Consider the following 23,184-nt stretch of genomic DNA (forward strand, 5'->3'; position numbering starts at 1 on the left):
TGTTGACCCTTGTTCGAAGTCTCTTCTAGTTTGCGGGAGCCACAGAGCCGCCGACCTGCTTGCAGGGTTTCGCGGACGTAACTGCCCAGAAAGGGACGTCGTGTCACGAAAGAACCGTCGCGGAACAGCTTGCCTGGGGGCGTTGCTGGCCGGCGTCACGGCATTCGGCGGGGCCCTCGCCTCCCCCGCGTCCGCAGCAGCCTCCACTCACGCTTCCCCGCCGCCCGTCAGCGACTTCCGCGGCGTCAACTGGGCCGACCCGCGCGACAATTACGCCGACGACGCGGTCGTGCCCTCGGGCCTGTCCACCTCCGACAGTTACGCCACGACCTACGCCAAGTCCCGGGCGATCATCGGCGGGTTCGCCGGGCTCGGCGCCAACACGGTCCGCCTTCCGGTCAATCCCACCTCCGTGAACGGCCCCTTCTGGAAGTCGTACCGGGGCGCGATCGACGCCGCCACCGCCAAGGGCTTCAAGGTCATCCTGGGCTACTGGGAGGCCGACAACGCCAAGGACGGCAAGATCGACAACCAGGCTTCCTGGGACCAGATGTGGGCGCGGATCACCTCCGCCTACGCCCGCAACTCCAAGGTGTACTTCGAGCCGATGAACGAGCCGTTCGGCTACACCGCCCAGGAGTGGACCGACATCGCGGCGAAGTGGGTGACCACCCACCGCAATGTGCCCCGCGACCGGATGCTGATCGGCGGGTACAAGTACAGCGAGGACGTCAAGCCGGTGTGCGCCGACCCGCGCCTCAACGGCACCCGCATCGCCCTGCACAACTACGGCTTCTGGCACACCGACTGGACCAGCGTCGACCAGTGGAAAGCGGACTTCAAGGAGCGCATCGGCGACTGCGCCTCACGCACCATCCTCGACGAGTTCGGCGCTTCCATGACCACCGGCCTGGACTACAACGGCCCGGTCAACGGCTCCAACGAGGTCGCCTACATCCAGGCCGCGACCGACACCATCCGGGAGATGGGCCTGGGCTCGGTCTACTGGCCCGGTCTGCGCAACGGTGACACCTACTCCCTCACCACCCTCCAGGGCACGGGCACCAAGCTCAGCCTGACGGTGAACAACCAGAGCGGGCTCGACCGGCTGCACTGGGCCTGGAGGAAGTGACAACGGTGCGATAGGTGGGCTTCGCAGGGCTCTCTCCGGTCACCGTCGGTGGGCGGAGAGAGCCGTTCGCGGATACATGGCCAACCTGTGTCAGGCGGCCGGCCGTACCAGGCCCGACTCATACGCGAAGGCCACCGCTTGAACCCGGGCGCGGGCGCCGATCTTGGCGAGGATGTGGCTGACGTGGCTCTTGACGGTGGTCGGGGCGATGGAGAGCCACTGGGCGATCTCGGCGTTGGACCGGCCGGAGGCGACGGCGACGAGGATGTCGCGTTCGCGTGCGGTGAGGGCGTCGACCGTGGAGGCGCGGTGCAGCGGGTGGACGGTGCCCTGTTGCCGGACGGCGTCGATCAGGGCGCGGGTCAGGCCGGGAGTGATGACGGCGTCTCCGACGGCCACGACGCGGATGGCGGAGACGAGTTCGTCGAGGGCGGCGTCTTCGAGGACGAAGCCGTCGGCACCGGCGTGCAGGGCGGTGTAGGCGTATCCCTCGTCGCCGGCGGGGGTGAGCACCAGGGTGCGCGGGGTGTGCGGTGACTCCGCGAGGCGCCGGACGGTTTCGATGCCGTCCGCCTGGGCGAGTCTGCCGTCCACCAGGACGACGTCGGGACGGAGTTCGGCGCTCAGGCGGACCGCCTCGGCCCCGCTCGCCGCTTCCCCGACGACGCTCAGATCGGGCTCGGCGGCGAGGAGCATGCGTAGGGCGAGACGCTGCAGAGACTGGTCGGTGACCACGAGTACGGAGACCATGCCTGCCTTCTCCCTGAGGGAGGCGGAGCTGCTGCTGCCCACCTCATCGGAACGAAACTGTTTCGTTCATCAAGCTACTGCAGCTCGCGTAAAGGCGGAGTAGGTGAACGGCTATGACTTCGCCCGCAGCCCGGGGCGGGGGATGCCGGCGGAGAGCTCAGCCGTGATCCGGCAGCCCGGCGAACTCCTCCAGCGCGTGCGTCAGCCAGCCCGTCCAGAAGCTCTCCAGGTCGATGCCCGCCCGCAGCACCAGATGCCGCAGCCGGTCCTCGGGGCTGTCCTTACCGGGCGGGAAATCGCGCCGCTCGATCTCCTCGTACTCGGCCAACTGCCGCCGGTGCAGCTCCAGATGGCGGCGCAGATCTGCCTCAAGCCCCTCCGTGCCGACCACGGCCGCCGCGCGCAGCCGAAGCAGCAGGGCGTCCCGGTGCGGCTTGGGGTCCTGGGCGGCGGCCGTCCAGCGGGCCAGTTCGGCGCGGCCGGCGGGCAGCACCTCGTAGCTCTTCTTCTGTCCACGGGCCGGCTGCACGGCAGGCAGGGCCCGGATGGAGCCCTCGGCCTCGAGTTTCCCCAGCTCGCGATAGATCTGCTGGTGCGTCGCCGACCAGAAGTAACCGATCGACCGATCGAACCGCCGAGTCAGCTCCAGCCCCGAGGACGGCTTCTCCAGCAGGGCGGTCAGAATCGCGTGCGGCAGGGACATGGGCACATCCTAAGGACGGTGCACCAGCGCCCCGAAGGGGCGCGGGGAACTGCGCGACCAGCCACAACGGACCCGCAGACAACCAACCGGCGCCCCAGCGAAGCTAGAGCGATGCCGCGACCTCCGTACCCTGCTTGATCGCCCGCTTGGCGTCCAGTTCGGCGGCCACGTCGGCGCCGCCGATCAGGTGCGCGCTCCGGCCCGCGGCCACCAAGTCCTCGTACAGCTCCCGCCTCGGTTCCTGCCCCGCGCACAGCACGATCGTGTCGACCTCCAGCACCGTGCTGGTATCGCCGACCGTCACATGCAGTCCGGCGTCGTCGATTCGGTCGTAGCGCACACCCGGGACCATGCGGACGCCCCGGTGCTTGAGCTCGGTCCGGTGGATCCAGCCCGTGGTCTTGCCGAGGCCCGCGCCGACCTTGGACGTCTTGCGCTGGAGCAGGTGGACCGTGCGGGGCGGGGCGGGGCGCTCGGGGACGGTGAGGCCGCCGGGGCCTTCGTACGTCATGTCGACGCCCCAGTGACGGAAGTACGTCGCCGGGTCCTCGCTCGCCTTGTCGCCGCCGTCCGTGAGGTACTCGGCGACGTCGAAGCCGATGCCGCCCGCGCCGAGGACCGCGACGCGGTCGCCGACGGGGGCGCCGTCGCGCAGGACGTCGAGATAGCCCACGACGCTCGGGTGGTCGACGCCGGGGATGTCCGGGGTGCGGGGGGTGACGCCGGTGGCGACGACGACCTCGTCGTAGCCGGACAGATCGTCCGCGGAGACACGGGTGTTCAGGCGTACGTCGACACCGTGGGCGTCGAGTTGGTGGCGGAAGTAGCGCAGCGTCTCGTCGAACTCCTGCTTGCCGGGGACCTTGCGGGCCACGTTGAGCTGGCCGCCGACCTCGCTCGCGGCGTCGTACAGCGTCACCTCGTGGCCGCGCTCGGCCGCCGAAACCGCACAAGCCAGCCCCGCCGGGCCCGCGCCGACGACCGCGACCCGCTTGCGCAACCGGGTCGGGGAGAGCACCAGCTCGGTCTCGTGGCAGGCGCGCGGGTTGACCAGGCAGGAGGTGATCTGCCCGCTGAAGGTGTGGTCGAGGCAGGCCTGGTTGCAGCCGATGCAGGTGTTGATCGCCTCGGCGCGGCCCTCGGCCGCCTTGTTCACGAACTCCGGGTCGGCGAGCATCGGCCGGGCCATCGACACCATGTCGGCGCAGCCGTCGGCGAGCAACTCCTCCGCCAGCTCTGGGGTGTTGATGCGGTTGGTGGTGACGAGAGGCACCGAGACCTCGCCCATGAGCCGCTTGGTGACCCAGGTGTAGGCGCCCCGCGGCACGGACGTGGCGATCGTGGGGATACGGGCCTCGTGCCAGCCGATACCGGTGTTGATGATCGTCGCGCCGGCCGCCTCGACCGCCTTGGCGAGCGTGACCACCTCGTCGTGGGTCGAGCCGCCCGGCACCAGGTCCAGCATCGACAGCCGGTAGATGACGATGAAGTCCTCGCCGACCGCCTCCCGCACCCGCCGCACGATCTCCACGGGGAACCGCATGCGGTTCTCGTACGAGCCGCCCCAGCGGTCGGTGCGGTGGTTGGTCTGTGCCGCGATGAACTCGTTGATCAGATAGCCCTCGGAGCCCATGATCTCGACCCCGTCGTACCCGGCCTGCCGGGCGAGACAAGCGGCGCGCGCGTAGTCGTCGATTGCCCGCTCCACGTCCTCGTCGCTGAGCTCGCGCGGCGGGAAGGGGCTGATGGGCGCCTGGAGCGGACTCGGGGCGACGAGGTCCTGGTGGTACGCGTACCGGCCGAAGTGCAGGATCTGCATCGCGATCCGCCCGCCCTCGCGGTGCACGGCCTCGGTGATGACCGTGTGCTGCTCGGCCTCGGCGTCGGTGGTCAGCTTCGCGCCGCCCTCGTACGGCCGTCCCTCGTCGTTGGGCGCGATGCCCCCGGTGACGATCAGTCCGACGCCGCCCCGGGCGCGGGCGGCGTAGAAGGCGGCCATCCGCTCGAAACCGCGCTCCGCCTCCTCCAGGCCGACGTGCATGGAGCCCATGAGCACGCGGTTGGGGAGGGTGGTGAAGCCCAGGTCGAGGGGGGTCAGCAGATGCGGGTAACGGCTCATTCGACTGTTGTAGAGGACGGGTCGGCGATTATGCAACTAGTTGCACAAGTGGTCCCGGACACGTACCCCGGGCTACTTGAGTGCCGCCAGGACGATCCGCTGTGCGACCGGATTCATCGCATAGTCCTTGGCGTTCGTGTCGCTGATCGAGTACACCAGCGTGCGGCTCAGATCGCGGCTGGCGGCGAGCGCCGAACTGTAGCCGTACCGGGCGCCCGACTTGGCCCAGAAGACCCGGCCCTCGTTCTCGAAGCGCTGCAGTCCGGCGCTGTAGGTGGCGCCCTCGATGTCCGGCACCGTGAACATCTCCCTCAGCTGCGGCCCGGGCACGATCCGCCCCCGGAAGAGGGTGGTCAGCAGCCGCTCCAGGTCGGCGGTCGTGGAGATCATGTCGCCCACCGCCCAGCTGCTCGCCTGGTTCCACTCCGTGACGTCGACGAGTCGGCTCGTCCCGTCCGGGCCGACGAGCTCCTGGTAGCCGCGGTTGTGCGGACCGTGGATGCGGGGGTCGGTGCCGGGGAAACCGGTGTGCCGCATCCCCGCAGGGCGCAGCACGCGCCGCGTGGCCTCGGTGTCGTACGACTGCCCGGTCACCTTCTCGATGAGCATGCCGAGCAACGTGTAGTTGATGTCCAGGTAGTGCTGCCGCGTTCCGGGCGCGAACTCCGGTCCCTTCGCCACCGCCGATGCCACGAGCTGCTGCGGAGTCAGTGTGTCGAAGCGGTGTGCGTACGGATCGGCGAAGCCGTCGCCGGGCTGGATCCCGCTGGTGTGGTTCAGCAGCTGTCGTACGGTGATCGGCTTGAAGCGCTTGTCCAGCAGGCCGGGGAGGTAGTGCTGCACCGGCCGGTTCAGGTCGGCTTTCCCCTCCGCCACCAGTTGAAGTACGACGGCTGCTGTCACCACCTTCGTCGTCGAACCGGCCCGGAAGCGGGCGTCAGGGTCCGCCGCCCTGCCGCTCTTCAGATCATGCACGCCCGCGCTGCCGCGCCAGCTGCCGTCCGTGCCGCCGACCCGGACCAGCGCCGCGGTTGTCTCCGCGTCCTCGTCCGGAAGCCCGGCGATCGCGGCGCACAGGGCCTTCGCGTCCGGGCCCGCCGTGGCGCGGACGGAGGCCGACGGGGGCGCGGCTAACGCGGGGGCCGCCAGGGGGCCGGCGGTCAGCGCGACGGCGACGCAGGCGGCGAGGACAGAAGTGCGCATGGGCTGCTCCTGGAGGAGGCGGGGTGTTTGTGATGATCCTCTGCGAGTACGACGGTGCCCGGATCGTCACCGAGGAGGGCACCCACCCTGGTGGAACCCCGAGCAACTCCCGCCCCCAGCACCGGAGTTGCCAGGGATCGCCCCTACGGGACCGACGCCGGCACCGAAAAACTGTTATCGAGGCCGCCTTCACCCCGTCTCCGTATCTGTGATCTTCCTCATGGCGAGCCACACAGTCACGGCTGAGAAGGTGCGTACGGACACGGAATGACACAGGAGAGGACGATTGTGGAAGGGCGGCAGTGGCGATCCACCATCGCGGCGGCGCAGGCCGGTGACCGGCAGGCGCTGGACGAGCTGGTCGCGGGCTGGCTGCCGCTGGTCTACAACATCGTCGGCCGCGCCCTGAACGGTCATGCCGATGTCGACGACGTCGTGCAGGAGACGATGCTGCGGGCCGTCGACAACCTCGGCTCGCTGCGCGACCCGGACAGCTTCCGGTCCTGGCTGGTGGCGATCGCCATGCGGCAGATACGGGACCGGGCACGCCGCAAGCAGCCCGACCGGCTGGACGAGTCCGCCGCGCACGAGGCCACCGACTTCGCCGAACTCACCGTTCTGCGGCTCCAGTTGGAGGGCCAGCGGCGCGAGGTCGCGGAGGCGGTGCGCTGGCTCGACGACGAGGACCGGCAACTGCTGTCGCTGTGGTGGCTGGAGGTCGCCGGCGAACTCACCCGGCGTGAGCTGGCCTCGGCCGCCCGCATCAGCCGCCAGCATGCCGCCGTCCGCGTCCAGCGGCTGAAGGAACGCCTGGAGACCGCGCGCGGCATCGTGCGCGCCCTGGATGGCGCCTGCCCCGAGCTGCGCGAGGTGACGGCCCGCTGGAACGGCCGCCCCGACTCCGTCTGGCGCAAGCGGCTGGCCCGGCACATCCGCGGCTGCGGCTACTGCGGCGACGCCCGCCAGGCCGTCGTACCGGCCGAGCGGCTCCTCGTCGGGATCGCGCTCGTGCCGCTCCCGGTCGGTTTCACCCTGTCGCTGGCCTTCGGCGGCAAGACGGCCGTGGCCGCCACCTCCGTCGGCTGGTCCGCGAAGGTGCTGGGCGCGCTGGCCAAGCCCGCCGTCGCGATGACGGCCGGTGCGAGCATCGTGGCGGGCGGCGCGTACGTCGTCACCCAGCCCCCGGCCGACTCGCCCCCGCGCGCGGCGGCCCCGACCGCGGCGAGCACGGCCCGCCCACCGGCCCCTTCCGCGCCCGCCTCACCCACGCCGTCACCCTCGCCGTCCCCGACGCGGCAGCCCGATCTGTACGGCACCGTCGTGGACGCCGTCGACCAGGCACCGGACCCGAACGCCCGGCCCGCCGCCCTCCCGCGCCGCCCCGAGTCCGGGATCACCAGCAGCGGCGGAGCGAGGACCGTGATGCAGCACCGCGGGGAGAGCGTGACGCTCAGCGGCCAGGGCTATGTCCTGGTGCGCTGGCAGATCGCCCCGCACGACCGGCCCGGCGGGATGACCATGCCGACCTGGACCGGCCTGAAGGGCAAGATCTTCCACATTGCCTCCGGTGGCGGCCGGCGTATGGACGACGTCATCGGGGACGGCTCCGACCGCGGCTACGTCACCGGCATGGGCGGCCCGGACATCGGCTACACGGTCCTGCCGGACGGCACCCAGCAGATGTGGCAGAACGAGTTCTTCTACGTCGACGGAACCGTCACCCTCAACGTCAACGAGAACGGCGCCTCCTACGGCCTGACCGTCTTTCTCTCCAGCTGGGACAGCGTGACCGAGGACGTCCGAAAGGGCCCCGACCAGGGCGTCATCCGCTACGGCCTGGTCCGCGACAACGGCAAGGACACCGCCCCCGTGCCCCAGTACGTCACGCGAGCGACCCCGGCCGACCCGGCGACAGTGGCGCAGCGTTCGCGCGTGTAGTGCCCCTGGGGCCGCGCAGGGTGCACAGCGCGTCGATGCGGTTCGTCGTGATCGAGTCCACGCCGATGTCGACGAGCCGGCGCATGGAGCGGCGGGTGTCGGGCGTCCAGACGGAGACCAGATAGCCGTCCGCGTGGAGGCGGGCGGAGAGGTCGCGGTCGACCAGCGGGAAGCGGTAGTTGAGCCACCGCGGCCGCACCGCGTCCAGCAGGACGGGCCGCGCCGGCGCCAGCGTCGTCCACGTCAGCGCGATCTCGGCGGCCGGGTCGGCGGCGCGCACGTTGAGCATGGCGCCGGCGTCGGCGCAGTAGTACACGCGGTCGGTCGCCCCCGATTCCCGTACGACACCCACGACCCGGCGGACCGCCTTCGCACTCGGCCCGCCGGGCAGATCGAGCATGACCCGGTGGCCGTCGGTGGCGGAGAGGGCCTCCGCCAGCGTCGGCACCCCGCCGTTTGTGAGCCCGTGCACCTCGGCCGCCGACAGCGAGCTCAGCGGCCGGTCGTGCTCCCACAGCCGCTTGAGCGTGCCGTCGTGCAGCAGCACGGGCACGCCGTCCCGGGTGAGCCGTACGTCGATCTCGACCGCGTCAGCGCCCTGTCTGAGCGCGGAACGCAGAGAGCCGAGCGTGTTCTCGCGGAGCCGGTAGGGGTCGCCGCGGTGGGCCACGGCGGTCACGTTCTGCATGGGCCTCATTGTGGTGGAGGTCAGGGCGCGAGCCAGGTGGAGGTGTAGGTGTCGATCTCGTCCTTGATACGGGTCTTGCCGGGCTCGTCCAGGAAGGACACCTCGACCGCGTTCTTCGCGAGGTCGGCGAGGCCGCGCTCATCGAGTTCGAGGAGCCTGGCGGCGACCGCGTACTCGTTGTTGAGGTCGGTGCCGAACATCGGCGGGTCGTCGGAGTTGATGGTGACCAGGACGCCGGACCGCACGAACTCCTTGATGGGGTGCTCGTCGAGGGTGCGGACCGCGCGGGTGGCGATGTTGGAGGTCGGGCACACCTCCAGCGCGATGCGGTGCTCGGCGAGGTGCGCGAGCAGCTTCGCGTCCTTGGCGGAACTGGTGCCGTGCCCGATGCGCTCGGCACGCAGCTCGGTGATGGCGTCCCACACCGTCTCCGGACCTGTTGTCTCACCGGCGTGCGGCACCGACCGCAGTCCGGCGGCCAGCGCGCGGTCGAAGAAGGGCTTGAACTGTGGCCTCGGCACGCCGATTTCGGGCCCGCCGAGCCCGAACGACACCAGGCCCTCGGGGCGCAGCCGGTCGTCGGTGGCCAGCCGCGTCGTCTCCTCCGCCGCCTCCAGGCCCGCTTCGCCGGGAATGTCGAAGCACCAGCGCAGTACGGTCCCGAAGTCGGCCTCCGCGGCCTTGCGGGCGTCCTCGATGGCGTCCATGAAGGCGCCCTCGTCGATGTTGCGCCGGGTCGAGGAGTACGGCGTGATGGTCAGCTCGGCGTAGCGCACCTGCTGCCGGGCCATGTCACGGGCCACCTCGTACGTCAGCAGACGTACGTCCTCCGGCGTGCGGATCAGGTCGACGACGGACAGATACACCTCGATGAAGTGGGCGAAGTCCGTGAAGGTGAAGTAGTCGACCAGGGCCTCGGGGTCGGTGGGCACCTTGGAGTCGGGGTGGCGGGCGGCCAGTTGGGAGACGATCCGGGGGGAGGCGGAGCCGACGTGGTGCACATGCAGTTCGGCCTTGGGCAGTCCGGCGATGAAGGCGTGCAGGTCGCGCGGGGCGCCTGCGGCGGCGTACTGGGTCAAGGTTCCTCCCCGGGAACGGCGTCCCCGGCCGGTGTCCGGCGGGACGCGGGTGATCGGCTGATCGATGACTCGGGGATCATCGTAGGCCGGACCCCTGCCGTCGTGGCACGGGCCGTAGCATGACGGCACGCACGACAGAGGGGACCCCGCGCATGTCCGACGACGCGCAGACGCCGGAAGCGCGTGAGAACGCCGCAGCACTCTGGCCGACGCCGCCCGGCGACGCAGCCGCGGCGCCGGGCGCGGCAGTGGCCGACGCGACGGAGGTGCCGCTGGCCGAGGGTGCGGAGTCCGTCGACCTGGGGAAGGCGGACCCGGCGAGTGGGCGTGGACGCGGGGAGCCTATGACGGGACGCGCGGACTCGGCGGGCAGCCCTGCCGACGCCCGCCCGGAGCCGAACCCATGGGCTCCGCCCGCGGACGACACCGGCCCCGCCCCCTCCGTCCACGATCAGCCGACCGTGACGTCGGTCCCCTCGATGGGCCCACCCCCTGCCGCGTCGGACGCCAACCAGGCATGGACGAACCCGGTGGAGCCGGCCCCCACGCAGGCCCAACCTCAGCCGACCCAGGGACCCCAGCCCTGGGCGAACCTTTTCGCATCCCCAACGCCCACACCCCCGGCGAATGGCTCACCCAACCCCTTCGCCCCACCTGCCCCGACCACCCCGCACGCCCACGGCCAGCCCGTCCCCCCGCCACCCATTGCCCCGGACGGCCCCGGCCAGGTCGCGTACGGCTACCCGGGGGGCCACAGCTACCCGGCGGGTTACGGCTACCCGGCCGGTCAGGGCTACCCGACCCCGGCCGACGTGGGCTACCAGGCCGCTCCCGGCCACCCCACCAGTCCCGGCTACCAGGCTGGTCCCGGCTACCCCACCGGTCCCAACCACCCCGCCGGTCCCGGATACCCGACCCCACCAGGCGCCGGCTACTACGGCTGGCCCGGTATGCAGCCCGCGCCGGCCAACGGGATGGGCACAGCGAGCCTCGTGCTCGGCATCTCCGCGGCCGTCGTCTTCTGCCTATGGCCGCTGGCCATCGTCCTCGGCATCCTCGCCGTGATCTTCGGCGTAATCGGCCGCGGCAAGGCCCGCAAGGGCGAGGCCACGAACGGTGGCCACGCACTGGCCGGCATCATCTGCGGTGCGGTCGGCATCGCCCTGGGCATCGGCATGATTGTCCTGGTGTTCTCCCTCTGACACCACTCGATCCGACGTCCGCTCTCAGGGGCGCCGTTCCAGGTGTCGTCGCCTAACCCCACGCTGTGATTGCGTCCAGCAGCCTGCGCCCATCCCTGGGCTCCTCCCAGAATCCACTGACAATCCGTCCCCCCTTTCCCATGCCGACTCGACACCTGGTCGACAGATTCCGTCGCGTAATCAAAAGGCAACAACGGAATCACTTGTTGGACGCCCGCAGCTCTGTCAGGATCGGCACTCAAATCGAGCTGAAGCTACGCCACCCACCCCTGATCACCAGGGGCGACGGCGGAGGAGAGCGACGACATGGACTACCCGGGAAGCCCAGACCGATTCCCCGCGCAGGAGCGCCTCGCGGCCGGTGCGCAGTTCATCGCGGGCCGTCTGACGAAGGGCACCTCAGGTCGTACGCACGCGGTCGTCGACCCGGCGACCGGCGAGGACGTCTACACGTACGAGCTGGCCGGCGCGGACGACGTCGACGCGGCTGTCGCTGCCGCGCGCGCCGCCTTTCCGGGCTGGGCCGCGATCACACCGAGTGAGCGTTCGGACGCGATGCACCGCTTCGCCGCCGTGCTCGCCGACCGTGCCGAGGAGTTCGCCCGCGCCGAGTCCCTGCAGTGCGGCAAGCCGCTGAAGCTGACGCGCGAGTTCGACGTGCCGGGGACCATCGACAACACCGCGTTCTTCGCGGGGGCCGCCCGGCAGCTCCAGGGGCAGTCGGCGGGGGAGTACTCCGGGGACCACACGTCGTACATCCGCCGTGAACCCATCGGTGTTGTCGGCTCCATCGCGCCCTGGAACTACCCCCTCCAGATGGCCGCCTGGAAGGTTCTCCCGGCGATCGCCGCGGGCAACACCATCGTCCTGAAGCCCGCCGAGATCACCCCGTTGACTTCGCTGCTCTTCGCCGAGGCCGCCACCGAGGCCGGTATCCCGGACGGTGTCGTCAACATCGTCACCGGGACCGGCAAGGAAGCCGGCGAGCATCTCGTCGGCCATCCCGACGTCGCCATGACCTCCTTCACCGGCTCCACCGCCGTCGGCAAGCGTGTCGCGGAGATCGCCACCGCCACCGTCAAGCGCATCCACCTGGAGCTGGGCGGCAAGGCCCCCTTCGTCGTCTTCGACGACGCTGATCTGGAGGCGGCCGTCAACGGCGCCGTCGCGGGCGCCCTCATCAACACCGGCCAGGACTGCACGGCCGCCACGCGCGCGTACGTGCAACGGCCTCTCTATGAAGCCTTCGTGCAGCAGACCGCCGCCCTCATGGACACCGTCCGGCTCGGCGACCCCTTCAAGAGCACCACCGACCTCGGCCCCCTCATCTCGCACGTCCAGCGCGATCGCGTCGCCGGTTTCGTCGACCGGGCGCGTGCCTACGCGCGCGTGGTCACCGGCGGTGAGGCACCGCAGGGCGAGCTGAAGAATGGCGCGTACTACCGGCCCACCCTCGTCGCCGACGCGTCCCAGGACAGCGAGATCGTCCAGTCCGAGATCTTCGGCCCTGTCCTCGTCGTCCTTCCCTTCGACAGCGACGACGAGGGCATCCGGCTGGCCAACGACACCCCGTACGGCCTGGCCGCCTCCGCGTGGAGCAGGGACGTCTACCGGGCGAACCGCGCGACCCGCGAGATCAAGGCCGGCTGCGTGTGGGTCAACGACCACATCCCGATCATCAGCGAGATGCCGCACGGCGGCTACAAGGCCTCCGGCTACGGCAAGGACATGTCAACCTACTCCTTCGAGGAGTACACCCAGATCAAACACGTCATGTTCGACAACACGGCGGTGCCCAGAAAGGACTGGCACCGCACGATCTTCGGGGACCGATAGCAGACAGGCCGCCCGACCCGCGGCCGCCCATCCTCCGAAAGGGCACCAAGCGCATGGAGCAGTACGAGCCCGAACCGCTGACTCCGGTCCAGCTGGCCGCCATGCGGCGCAGCCTCCGGAACGGCAGGGCCGCCCTCACCCGTCGTTCGCTGCTGCGCGCCTCCACGGGCGGCGCGCTCGCGGTCGGCGGCCTCGGGGCGCTGAGCGCCTGCGGGATCCCCGCGGCCGGCAAGACGGAGGGCGGCACCTCCTCGGAGGACCACTCGGCGAAGGAGAAGGAGGTCAGCTTCTCCAACTGGACCGAGTACATCGACATCGACGAGAGCGAGAAGCACCACCCCACGCTCGAGGCGTTCACCGAGCGGACCGGCATCAAGGTCAAATACACCGAGGACATCAACGACAACAACGAGTTCTTCGGCAAGATCAAGCCGCAGCTCGCCGCGGGCCAGGCCACCGGCCGCGACATCATCGTCCTCACCGACTGGCTGGCCGGACGCCTCATCCGCCTGGGGTGGGTCCAGAAACTGGACCCGGCCAACCTGCCGCACGCGTACGCCAATCTGTCCAGCCAGTTCCGCAGCCCCGACTGGGATCCCGGACGCGCCTACTCGTACCCCTGGCAGGGCATCTCGACCGTCATCGCGTACAACAAGAAGGCGCTCGACGGCATCGAGGTGAAGTCGGTCTCCGACCTGCTCGACAACCCCAAGCTCAAGGGCCGCATCGGCTTCCTCACCGAGATGCGCGACAGCATTGGCATGACGCTGCTGGACATGGGCAAGGACCCGGCGAAGTTCACGGACGACGACTACGACGCGGCGATCGCCCGCCTCCAGAAGGCCGTCGACCAGGGCCAGATCCGCCGCTTCACCGGCAACGACTACACGTCCGACATCACCAGCGGCGACTTCGCGGCCTGTATCGCGTGGGCCGGTGACGTCGTACAGCTCAAGGCGGACAGCCCGGACGTCGACTTCGTCATCCCGGACAGCGGCTACATGACGTCGACCGACAACATGCTGATCCCCAACAAGGCACGCCACAAGACGAACGCCGAGCGGCTCATGGACTACTACTACGAGCCGGAGCCGGCCGCCCGACTGGCCGCCTACATCAACTACGTCTGTCCCGTGGACGGAGTGAAGCCCTATCTCGCGGAGATCGACGAGGGCGCGGCGGACAACCCGCTGATCATCCCGGACAAGGAAATGGCCGCGAAGTCCCATGCCTTCCGCTCGCTGAGCTCGAAGGAAGAGACGGCCTATGAAGAGAAATTCGCGAAGCTGACAGGGGCGTGACGACGATGACGAACGACAGCAGCGGCGACGTCCGCCTTTCCGGGATCAGCAAGACCTACGGCTCCTTCACCGCTGTACACCCGCTCGACCTGACCGTGCCGCAGGGTTCCTTCTTTGCCCTGCTCGGTGCTTCCGGCTGCGGCAAGACCACAACTCTGCGCATGATCGCGGGACTTGAGGAGCCGACGAGCGGCAGCGTCCACCTCGGCGACCAGGAGGTCACGCACCTGCCGCCGTACAAGCGGCCGGTGAACACGGTCTTCCAGTCGTACGCCCTCTTCCCGCACCTCGACATCTTCGAGAACGTCGCCTTCGGCCTGCGCCGGCGCGGCATCAAGTCGGTGAAGAAGCAGGTCGGGGACATGCTCGACCTGGTCCAGCTCGGCGAGCAGGCGCGCAAGAAGCCGCATCAGCTCTCCGGCGGCCAGCAGCAGCGTGTGGCCGTGGCCCGGGCGCTGATCAACACCCCCAAGGTGCTCCTCCTCGACGAGCCCCTCGGCGCCCTCGACCTCAAGCTGCGCCGTCAGATGCAACTGGAGCTCAAGCGCATCCAGACCGAGGTCGGCATCACCTTCGTGCACGTCACGCACGACCAGGAGGAGGCCATGACGATGGCCGACAGGGTCGCCGTGATGAACGCGGGCCGAGTGGAGCAGCTGGGTTCGCCCACGGACCTCTACGAGAACCCCAAGACCACGTTCGTCGCCAACTTCCTCGGCACGTCCAACCTGATCGAGGCCGAGGTCGACAACAAGACCGGCGGCGAGATCGTCGTCCGGGCCGGTGGTGGCAAGCTCGTCCTGCCCGAGGTGCGCTGCTCCGCGCCGACGACGACCGGCGGCAAGGTGCTGGTCGGCGTCCGCCCGGAGAAGATCACCCTCACCCACGTGGACGACGCGGGCGAGATCCCCGAGGCCCGCAACCGCATCACCGGCAAGATCGCGGCCACCTCGTTCATCGGGGTCTCCACGCAGTACGTCATCGACAGCCCGGTCTGCCCCGAGTTCGAGGTCTACGCCCAGAACATCGACCGTGACGCCCGGCTCGTCCCCGGCGCCGACGTCGTCCTGCACTGGAGCCCGGCGCACACCTTCGGCCTCGACGCGGCCCAGGACATCGACGCCGGGATCGAAGAAGAGGCGGCGGTCTGATGGCGACCCTCACCGAGGCGCCACCGCCTCTCGCGCCGGGCGCGCCGGAGAAGAAGCCCCCGCGCAAGCGCGGCCGCTGGACGCCGTACTGGCTGCTGCTGCCCGGCATCCTCTGGCTGCTGGTCTTCTTCGCGATGCCGATGATCTACCAGGCCTCCACGTCCGTGCAGACGGGCTCCCTGGAGGAGGGCTACGAGGTCACCTGGCACTTCGCGACCTACTGGGACGCGCTGTCCGAGTACTACCCGCAGTTCCTGCGCTCGGTGCTGTACGCCGGCTCGGCGACGATCCTGTGCCTGATCCTCGGCTACCCACTCGCGTACCTCATCGCGTTCCGCGCGGGACGCTGGCGGAACCTGATCATGATCCTGGTGATCGCGCCGTTCTTCACCAGCTTCCTGATCCGCACCCTCGCCTGGAAGACGATCCTCGCGGACGGCGGCCCGGTCGTCGAGGCCCTCAACACGCTGCACGTCCTGGACGTCACCAGCTGGCTCGGCATGACCTCCGGCGACCGGGTGCTGGCGACTCCGCTGGCGGTCGTGTGCGGTCTGACGTACAACTTCCTGCCGTTCATGATCCTGCCGCTGTACTCCTCGCTGGAGCGCATCGACGGACGGCTGCACGAGGCGGCGGGCGATCTGTACGCGAAGCCGATCACGACCTTCCGGAAGGTCACCTTTCCGCTGTCGATGCCGGGTGTCGTCTCCGGCACGCTGCTGACCTTCATCCCGGCGGCCGGTGACTACGTCAACGCCGATCTGCTCGGCTCGACCGACACCCGTATGGTCGGCAACGTCATCCAGACCCAGTTCCTGCGGATTCTCGACTATCCGACGGCCGCGGCCCTCTCCTTCATCCTGATGGCCGCGATCCTCATCATGGTCACCCTCTACATTCGCAGGTCCGGAACGGAGGATCTGGTTTAAATGGCCGTCGTGAACTGGCTCAAGCGCCATTTCGTCGTCATCGCGGGACTGCTGACCCTCGGCTATCTCCTGCTGCCGAACGTCGTCGTCACGGTGTTCTCCTTCAACAACCCGAAGGGGCGCTTCAATTACGAATGGCAGGAGTTCTCCACGGACGCCTGGAAGGACCCGTGCGGTGTCGCCGACATGTGCGGCTCGCTGTCGCTCAGCCTCCAGATCGCGTTCTGGGCGACACTCGGCGCCACGCTCCTCGGCACGATGATCGCCTTCGCGCTGGTCCGCTACCGGTTCCGCGCGCGGGGTGCCGTCAACTCGCTGATCTTCCTGCCGATGGCGATGCCCGAGGTCGTCATGGCGGCCTCGCTGCTCACCCTGTTCCTCAACATGGGTGCACAGTTGGGATTCTGGACGATCCTGATCGCCCACATCATGTTCTGCCTCAGCTTCGTCGTGACGGCCGTCAAGGCGCGCGTGATGTCGATGGACCCGAAGCTGGAGCAGGCGGCGCAGGACCTGTACGCCGGACCGTTCCAGACCTTCGTCCGGGTGACCTTGCCGATCGCGGCCCCGGGAATCGCCGCGGGCGCGCTGCTCGCCTTCGCGCTCTCCTTCGACGACTTCATCATCACCAATTTCAACGCGGGCTCGACCGTCACCTTCCCCATGTTCGTCTGGGGCTCGGCACAGCGCGGCACACCCGTTCAGATCAATGTCATCGGCACGGCCATGTTCCTGGTCGCCGTACTGCTCGTCCTGGCTTCTATGGTCATCAGTAATCGCCGTAACAAGCAAAAGGCATAAGCCTTCGTAATCCCCTGTAGGGAGTTGACATCATGGCCCCGAGCGCCATGAGCCGTGGCAGTGACTGGACAAAGGCACTCTCTGAGGCCCAGCCTGTCTCGTACTGGCTGGACGACCCCGGAAAGCCCCACCCCGAGCCCGCCCTCACCGGCGCCGAGACCTGCGATCTGCTGGTCGTCGGCGGTGGCTACAGCGGACTGTGGACCGCGCTGATCGCCAAGGAGCGCGACCCGGGGCGGGACGTAGTGCTGGTGGAGGGCCGCGAGGTGGGCTGGGCCGCCTCGGGCCGCAACGGTGGCTTCTGCGCCGCCTCGATCACGCACGGCCTGGCCAACGGGCTCGCCCGCTGGCCGGACGAGATCCACAAGCTTCAGGAGCTGGGCGCCCGCAACCTCGACGAGATCGAGGCGGCGGTCGCCCGCTACTCCATCGACTGCGACTTCGAGCGCACCGGCGAGATCGACGTCGCCACCGAGACGTACCAGGCGTGGGAACTGCGCGACTGGTACGAGGAGATGAAGCAGCGGGGCCTGGCCGACGGTGTCGAGTTCCTGGACGCCGAAGCGGTACGGGAACAAGTCGACTCACCGACATTCCAGGCGGGCCTCTTCGACCGCCGCGGCGTCGCCATGCTCCACCCCGCCAAGCTCGCCTGGGGTCTCAAGCGCGCGTGCCTAGAACTCGGCGTCCGCGTCTACGAGCACACCCCCGCCCTCACCCTGAAGCCCTACGGCGCCGGTATGGCCGTACGCACCCCCTACGGCTCCCTCCGCGCCCGCCGCGTCGCGCTCGGCACCAACATCTTCCCCAGCCTGGTCAAGCGAGTACGGGCGTACACCGTCCCGGTCTACGACTACGCCCTGATGACGGAGCCGCTGACGGCCGATCAACTCGCTTCCATCGGTTGGAAGAACCGCCAGGGCCTCGGGGACTCGGCGAACCAGTTCCATTACTTCCGCCTGTCCGCCGACAACCGCGTTCTGTGGGGCGGTTACGACGCGGTCTACCCGTACGGCGGCCGGGTGCGCGCCGAGTACGACGACCGCCCGGAGACGTATGCCAAGCTCGCCGGGCACTTCTTCACCTGCTTCCCGCAGCTGGAGGGCGTGCGCTTCACGCACGCGTGGGGCGGCGCGATCGACACCTGCTCGCGCTTCTCAGCGTTCTTCGGCACCGCACACCACGGGAAGGTGGCGTACGCGGCCGGGTTCACGGGCCTGGGCGTCGGCGCCACCCGCTTCGGCGCCGACGTGATGCTGGACCTGCTGGCGGGGGAGCGCACGGAGCGCACGGAACTCGAGATGGTGCGCAAGAAGCCGCTGCCGTTCCCGCCGGAGCCCTTCGCCTGGACCGGGATCGCGCTGACGAAGTGGTCGCTGGCCCGCGCGGACGCGCACGGCGGGCGGCGCAATCTGTGGCTGAGAACCATGGACAGGCTCGGGCTCGGCTTCGACAGCTGACGGCGATGCGGCCGCAAGCCGGTGATTCGGTTCACTCCGACGAGTTGAGCGAACCCGCGTAATGCCGCCGGGAGATCGCCCTCTCCCTCGTGACGCGCTCTGCGTCGACGAGAGACGAGGAGGTCTTCTCATGACAGGGGCGAAGACGGCGGTCGAGTGGCTAGCGTCCGTCGCACCGGACCCCGAGGCCTGCCGCTGGGAGTGGGAGCGCAACCCCCTTGGGGTCGCGCTGCTCCCGGCCGGCAAAGCCTGGGACGTCCTGATCCTGCCGGGGGAACTCGGCTACCCCACCCTCGACGTACTGACCCGCATCCTCGACCAACTCGGGCCCGTGCTGGTCGACTTCGGCGACGCCCGGATGGGCTTCTTCGTGGCACCGGGCACGGCCGCCCGCTGGCTCGGCACGGGTATCCGCACGGCGGGGGCGGGGACGTGGATCGTCGTGCCGTATCCGGGACGCGCCACCGGGGGAGTCCGGTGGCTGGTCCCACCGGACGGCTCCGGCACGCTCACGGATGCGGGGCTGCTGGAACTGGCTATGCACGAGGCTGCGGCTGGTTTGGCCGACGACTGAGCTGGGTGCCGCGAGGGGTTGTGTGTCGGCTGCGGCATCGTCGTGGCTGGTCGCGCAGTTCCCCGCGCCCCTTAGGGCACTGGGCGAACTGCAGTCGACTTCGTTCAGGTCTTGACAAGCTTATTGGTCTGGACCAAATTGTGCGGCGCTCCACCCTCCAATTCCCCCATGCCCGGAGGCCCTTGTGGATCGCACCAGACCCTTCGTCGCCGCCCTTACGGCCACCGTCCTGGCCGTGCCCGGGGTCACCGCGCTCTCGTCGGCCGCCCGTGCGGCCGACGCGGACCTCGCTCGCAACGGAGGTTTCGAAGCCGCGCTCGACGGCTGGACCTGCACCTCCGGTACGACGGTCAACTCGCCCGTGCGCACCGGCGGTTCCGCGCTTCAGGCAACCCCGGCGGGCAGTGACAACGCCCGGTGCGCGCAGACGGTGACCGTGAAGCCCGACTCGCAGTACACGCTCTCCGGTTACGTCCGCGGCTCCTACGTCTACCTGGGCGCGACCGGCACCGGTACCACCGACGTCTCCACCTGGACGCAGTCCGCCCCCGACTGGCAGCAGCTCACCACGACCTTCCGCACCGGCGCCGCCACCACCAAGGTCACGATCTACACGCACGGCTGGTACGGCACCGGCGCCTACCACGCCGACGACATATCGCTCACCGGACCGGGCGTGGACGCGGGCCAGCCGCCCGCCGCGCCGACGGGACTGACGGTCGGCACCGTCACGTCCACCAGCGTGGCGCTGTCCTGGTCCCCGGTCACCGGCGCCTCCGGCTACGTCCTCTACCGCGACGGGGTCAAGGTCCGTACGGTGACCGGTACTTCGGCCACCGTGACCGGACTGTCGCCGTCCACGGCGTACGGCTTCCAGGTCGCCGCGTTGAACGACGCCGGCGAGTCCGCGAAGACGCCCACGGTGACCGCCACCACGACCGCGGGCAGCGGCAATCCCGTGGAACTCCCACCGCACGCCCTCGTCGGCTACCTCCACGCCAGCTTCGCCAACGGCTCCGGCTACACGCGCCTGGCCGACGTCCCCGACAGCTGGGACGTCATCGACCTGGCCTTCGGCGAGCCGACCTCGGTCACCTCCGGCGACATCCGCTTCGACCGCTGCCCGGTCGCCGAGTGCCCGAACGTGGAGAGCGACGCCGACTTCAAGGCCGCGATCAAGGCCAAGCAGGCGGCCGGCAAGAAGGTGCTGATCTCGATCGGCGGCCAGAACGGCCAGGTGCAGCTGACGACCACCGCGGCCCGCGACACCTTCGTCTCCTCCGTCTCGAAGATCATCGACGAGTACGGCCTCGACGGCCTCGACATCGACTTCGAGGGCCACTCGCTCTCCCTCAACGCCGACGACACGGACTTCAAGAACCCCAGGACGCCGGTGATCGTGCACCTGATCTCGGCGCTGAAGACCCTCAAGGCCAAGTACGGCGACGACTTCGTGCTGACGATGGCCCCGGAGACCTTCTTCGTCCAGCTCGGCTACCAGTACTACGGGACGGGCCCGTGGGGCGGACAGGACCCGAGGGCGGGCGCCTACCTCCCGGTGATCCACGCCCTGCGGGACGACCTCACCCTGCTCCACGTCCAGGACTACAACTCGGGCCCGATCATGGGCCTCGACAACCAGTACCACTCCATGGGCGGCGCCGACTTCCACATCGCCATGACCGACATGCTGCTCACCGGCTTCCCGGTCGCGGGCAACGCGAGCAACGTCTTCCCGCCCCTGCGCCCCGACCAGGTCGCCATCGGCATGCCGGCCTCCATCAACGCGGGCAACGGCTACGTGGCCCCCGCCGAGGTGGTGAAAACCCTCGACTGCCTGACGAAGAAGAGCAACTGCGGCTCGTACGCCACCCACGGCACCTGGCCCGCCCTGCGCGGCCTGATGACGTGGTCGATCAACTGGGACCGCTACGCGAACTGGGAGTTCCAGCGGACGTTCGACGGCTACTTCGGCTGACGCCCAGGCGCACGCCCAGCACGAACGTCGTCAGCAGCACCGCACCGAGGCACCAGCTGGCCACCACGTCCAGTGGCCAGTGGTAGCCGCGGCGGACCAGGCCGAAGCCGACGCCGGCGTTGACGGCGACGCAGAGGACGACGAGGGCACGGCGGGCCAGGGCCGTGCGGAGCCAGGGGAGCAGGAGCAAGGTGGCGCAGCCGTAGGCGATGGCGGCTGTGGCCGTGTGGCCGGAGGGGTAGTAGCCGGTGGCGGGCGGCACGGCCGGGGTGCCGGGGCGGTCCGTCAGTACCTTCAGCAGGACGACCAGGGCCGGGACGAGCACCATTAGGGCGGCCGCCGCGGTGGCCGGCAGCCACCAGCGGTCTGTACCACTGCGGCGCGCGCGCCAGGCGGCGTACCCGAGAGCGACCGCGAGAACCGGCACCGCGACCGGGACACTGCCCAGGTCGGCGAGGAGATCGGAGATCCGGTCCGGGTGGACGAGTGCCCGGCTGACCTGCGCGTCGAGGCGCAGCAGCGGGCCGTCGACGACGACCTGCCAGGTGATCAGCGCGAAGAGAAGGGCCGGAAGGCCGAGAAGGAAGGAGGCCGGCCGCCCCGGAACAGGGGGGGTGGTTCCGGGGCGGCCGATCAGATCGGATGGTCGGCCGCCCCGGGGGGTTTGGGGCGGGCGACTGTCCGATCGGTGAGGAGATCCAGAGCCGGAGGCTCCGGTTGTGTGCGCGAGGGCACGACCAGGTCGAAGCTGGGGAGGCCCCGGCCTGTAGCCGCCCACAGTCCCCTGTGGGCGGGGTGTATCTCTCATCTGGGTAGAACCTACGGCAGGGGGTGGGCGTACGACAGACGGAATCGCGTCCCGTCATCCACCTCGCACACGTTCTTCACACGCTCTGACGGCCGCGTCCCGGCCCTGGAATCCCACCGGACGGCGGCGGCTGGGACAGCTGGGACTCATGAGGCGTGTGCGGCGGCTCAGATGCGGGCGAAGGCCTGCTCGATGATGTCGAGGCCCTCGTTCAGCAGGTCCTCGCCGATGACGAGCGGGGGCAGGAAGCGGAGCACATTGCCGTAAGTGCCACAGGTCAGGACCAGCAGCCCCTCCTGGTGGCAGGCCTTGGCGAGCGCGGCGGTGGCCTCCGGGTTCGGCTCCTTGGTGGTGCGGTCCTTCACCAGCTCGATGGCGATCATGGCGCCACGGCCGCGCACGTCGCCGATGAGGTCGAACTTCTCGGCCATCGCGGACAGCCGGATCTTCATCGTCGCCTCGATCGCCTTCGCCCGGGCGTTGAGGTCGAGCTCCTTCATGGTCTCGATCGAGCCGAGCGCACCGGCGCAGGCGACCGGGTTGCCGCCGTAGGTGCCGCCCAGGCCACCGGCGTGCGCGGCGTCCATGATCTCGGCGCGACCGGTCACCGCGGCGAGCGGGAGGCCACCGGCGATGCCCTTCGCCGTCGTGATCAGGTCCGGAACGATGCCCTCGTCCTCGCAGGCGAACCACTGGCCGGTACGGCAGAAGCCGGACTGGATCTCGTCGGCGACGAAGACGATGCCGTTGTCGGCGGCGAACTTCCGAACGGCCGGCAGGAAGCCCTTCGCCGGCTCGATGAAGCCGCCCTCGCCGAGCACCGGCTCGATGATGATCGCGGCGATGTTCTCCGCGCCGACCTGCTTGGACATCTGGTCGATGGCCTGCGCGGCGGCCTCGGGGCCCGCGTTCTCCGGCCCGGTCGGCCAGCGGTAGCCGTACGCCACCGGCACCCGGTACACCTCGGGCGCGAACGGCCCGAAGCCGTGCTTGTACGGCATGTTCTTGGCGGTCAGCGCCATCGTGAGGTTCGTACGGCCGTGGTAGCCGTGGTCGAAGACGACGACGGCCTGCCGCTTGGTGTACGCACGGGCGATCTTGACGGCGTTCTCGACGGCCTCGGCGCCGCTGTTGAACAGCGCGGACTTCTTGGCGTGGTCGCCCGGCGTCAGCTCCGCCAGCGCCTCCGCGACCTCGACGTACCCCTCGTACGGCGTGACCATGAAACAGGTGTGGGTGAAGTCGGCGAGCTGCGCGGACGCCCGGCGTACGACGGCTTCGGCGGACGCGCCGACGGACGTCACGGCGATGCCCGACCCGAAGTCGATCAGCCGGTTGCCGTCGACGTCCTCGATGATCCCGCCGCCCGCCCGCGCGGTGAACACCGGCAGCACGGAGCCCACGCCCTGCGCGACCGCGGCGATTCGGCGGGCCTGCAGCTCCTGCGACTTCGGACCGGGGATGGCGGTGACGACGCGGCGCTCCTGCGGGATTGCGGTCATGAGGGGCTCCTGGGGTGGTGCGGACGGGGT

General features: G+C 69.6%; 19 protein-coding genes. 11 read left to right on the forward strand and 8 right to left on the reverse strand.

What is annotated here, in order from left to right; genetic code table 11:
• The first annotated feature begins 100 nt into the window (after nt 1-100).
• Nucleotides 101-1,132: a cellulase family glycosylhydrolase gene (locus AB0I98_RS29115; protein WP_362947096.1), complete on the forward strand. Its 1,032-nt coding sequence runs from the start codon at nt 101-103 to the stop codon at nt 1,130-1,132.
• A gap of 90 nt (nt 1,133-1,222) precedes the next feature.
• Here the strand turns inward: AB0I98_RS29115 and AB0I98_RS29120 are convergent, their stop codons facing one another.
• The 4 genes from AB0I98_RS29120 to AB0I98_RS29135 form a co-directional block, all read right to left on the reverse strand.
• Nucleotides 1,223-1,882, reverse strand: a complete 660-nt coding sequence (locus AB0I98_RS29120; protein WP_362947098.1) for a response regulator transcription factor — start codon at nt 1,880-1,882, stop codon at nt 1,223-1,225.
• A gap of 157 nt (nt 1,883-2,039) precedes the next feature.
• Nucleotides 2,040-2,585 (reverse strand): PadR family transcriptional regulator, encoded by a 546-nt coding sequence (locus AB0I98_RS29125; protein ID WP_362947100.1) that lies wholly within the window; start codon nt 2,583-2,585, stop codon nt 2,040-2,042.
• A gap of 103 nt (nt 2,586-2,688) precedes the next feature.
• The gene (locus AB0I98_RS29130) at nt 2,689-4,704 is read right to left on the reverse strand and encodes an NADPH-dependent 2,4-dienoyl-CoA reductase (RefSeq protein WP_362947103.1); all 2,016 of its coding nucleotides are present in this window, start codon (nt 4,702-4,704) and stop codon (nt 2,689-2,691) included.
• 72 nt (nt 4,705-4,776) lie between these two features.
• Nucleotides 4,777-5,907 (reverse strand): serine hydrolase domain-containing protein, encoded by a 1,131-nt coding sequence (locus AB0I98_RS29135; protein WP_362947105.1) that lies wholly within the window; start codon nt 5,905-5,907, stop codon nt 4,777-4,779.
• 267 nt (nt 5,908-6,174) lie between these two features.
• Between AB0I98_RS29135 and AB0I98_RS29140 the strand changes: the two genes are divergently transcribed.
• Nucleotides 6,175-7,845, forward strand: coding sequence for a sigma-70 family RNA polymerase sigma factor (locus tag AB0I98_RS29140; protein ID WP_362947107.1), 1,671 nt, complete (start codon nt 6,175-6,177; stop codon nt 7,843-7,845).
• Here the strand turns inward: AB0I98_RS29140 and AB0I98_RS29145 are convergent.
• Complete coding sequence (locus AB0I98_RS29145; RefSeq protein WP_362947110.1) at nt 7,790-8,533, reverse strand: glycerophosphodiester phosphodiesterase; 744 nt, start codon at nt 8,531-8,533, stop codon at nt 7,790-7,792. The genes AB0I98_RS29140 and AB0I98_RS29145 overlap by 56 nt on opposite strands.
• 20 nt (nt 8,534-8,553) lie before the next feature.
• A complete protein-coding gene (locus tag AB0I98_RS29150) occupies nt 8,554-9,666 on the reverse strand; it encodes an adenosine deaminase (protein ID WP_362947229.1) in 1,113 nt (370 codons plus the stop codon).
• A 98-nt stretch (nt 9,667-9,764) separates the two neighbouring features.
• Between AB0I98_RS29150 and AB0I98_RS29155 the strand changes: the two genes are divergently transcribed.
• From AB0I98_RS29155 to AB0I98_RS29195, 9 genes are all read left to right on the forward strand, one after another.
• Complete coding sequence (locus tag AB0I98_RS29155; protein WP_362947112.1) at nt 9,765-10,814, forward strand: DUF4190 domain-containing protein; 1,050 nt, start codon at nt 9,765-9,767, stop codon at nt 10,812-10,814.
• Nucleotides 10,815-11,120: 306 nt separating this feature from the next.
• A complete protein-coding gene (locus tag AB0I98_RS29160; RefSeq protein WP_362947115.1) occupies nt 11,121-12,650 on the forward strand; it encodes a gamma-aminobutyraldehyde dehydrogenase in 1,530 nt (509 codons plus the stop codon).
• Nucleotides 12,651-12,703: 53 nt separating this feature from the next.
• Nucleotides 12,704-13,951, forward strand: a complete 1,248-nt coding sequence (locus AB0I98_RS29165; RefSeq protein ID WP_362947117.1) for a spermidine/putrescine ABC transporter substrate-binding protein — start codon at nt 12,704-12,706, stop codon at nt 13,949-13,951.
• Nucleotides 13,948-15,102 (forward strand): ABC transporter ATP-binding protein, encoded by a 1,155-nt coding sequence (locus AB0I98_RS29170; protein ID WP_362947119.1) that lies wholly within the window; start codon nt 13,948-13,950, stop codon nt 15,100-15,102. Before AB0I98_RS29165 ends, AB0I98_RS29170 begins: the two co-directional genes overlap by 4 nt.
• Entirely contained in the window at nt 15,102-16,031 is a 930-nt protein-coding gene (locus AB0I98_RS29175) for an ABC transporter permease (RefSeq protein WP_362947123.1), read from the forward strand. The genes AB0I98_RS29170 and AB0I98_RS29175 overlap by 1 nt, the downstream gene beginning before the upstream one ends.
• Nucleotides 16,032-16,832 carry an ABC transporter permease gene (locus tag AB0I98_RS29180; RefSeq protein WP_362947126.1) on the forward strand — a complete coding sequence of 267 codons (801 nt, stop codon included), beginning with the start codon at nt 16,032-16,034 and terminating at the stop codon, nt 16,830-16,832.
• A gap of 32 nt (nt 16,833-16,864) precedes the next feature.
• Nucleotides 16,865-18,292 (forward strand): FAD-dependent oxidoreductase, encoded by a 1,428-nt coding sequence (locus AB0I98_RS29185; RefSeq protein WP_362947128.1) that lies wholly within the window; start codon nt 16,865-16,867, stop codon nt 18,290-18,292.
• Between the two features lie 130 nt (nt 18,293-18,422).
• Nucleotides 18,423-18,866 carry a hypothetical protein gene (locus tag AB0I98_RS29190; RefSeq protein ID WP_362947130.1) on the forward strand — a complete coding sequence of 148 codons (444 nt, stop codon included), beginning with the start codon at nt 18,423-18,425 and terminating at the stop codon, nt 18,864-18,866.
• A gap of 184 nt (nt 18,867-19,050) precedes the next feature.
• A complete protein-coding gene (locus AB0I98_RS29195; RefSeq protein WP_362947133.1) occupies nt 19,051-20,844 on the forward strand; it encodes a glycoside hydrolase family 18 protein in 1,794 nt (597 codons plus the stop codon).
• Here the strand turns inward: AB0I98_RS29195 and AB0I98_RS29200 are convergent.
• Nucleotides 20,783-21,652, reverse strand: a complete 870-nt coding sequence (locus AB0I98_RS29200) for a phosphatase PAP2 family protein (RefSeq protein ID WP_362947136.1) — start codon at nt 21,650-21,652, stop codon at nt 20,783-20,785. The two genes, AB0I98_RS29195 and AB0I98_RS29200, sit on opposite strands and share 62 nt — an antisense overlap.
• Nucleotides 21,653-21,819: 167 nt before the next feature.
• Nucleotides 21,820-23,154 (reverse strand): 4-aminobutyrate--2-oxoglutarate transaminase, encoded by a 1,335-nt coding sequence (gene gabT / locus AB0I98_RS29205; protein WP_362947139.1) that lies wholly within the window; start codon nt 23,152-23,154, stop codon nt 21,820-21,822.
• Nucleotides 23,155-23,184 lie beyond the last annotated feature (30 nt).

The sequence above is a fragment of the Streptomyces sp. NPDC050211 genome, assembly GCF_040656035.1.
Classification (GTDB): Bacteria; Actinomycetota; Actinomycetes; order Streptomycetales; family Streptomycetaceae; genus Streptomyces.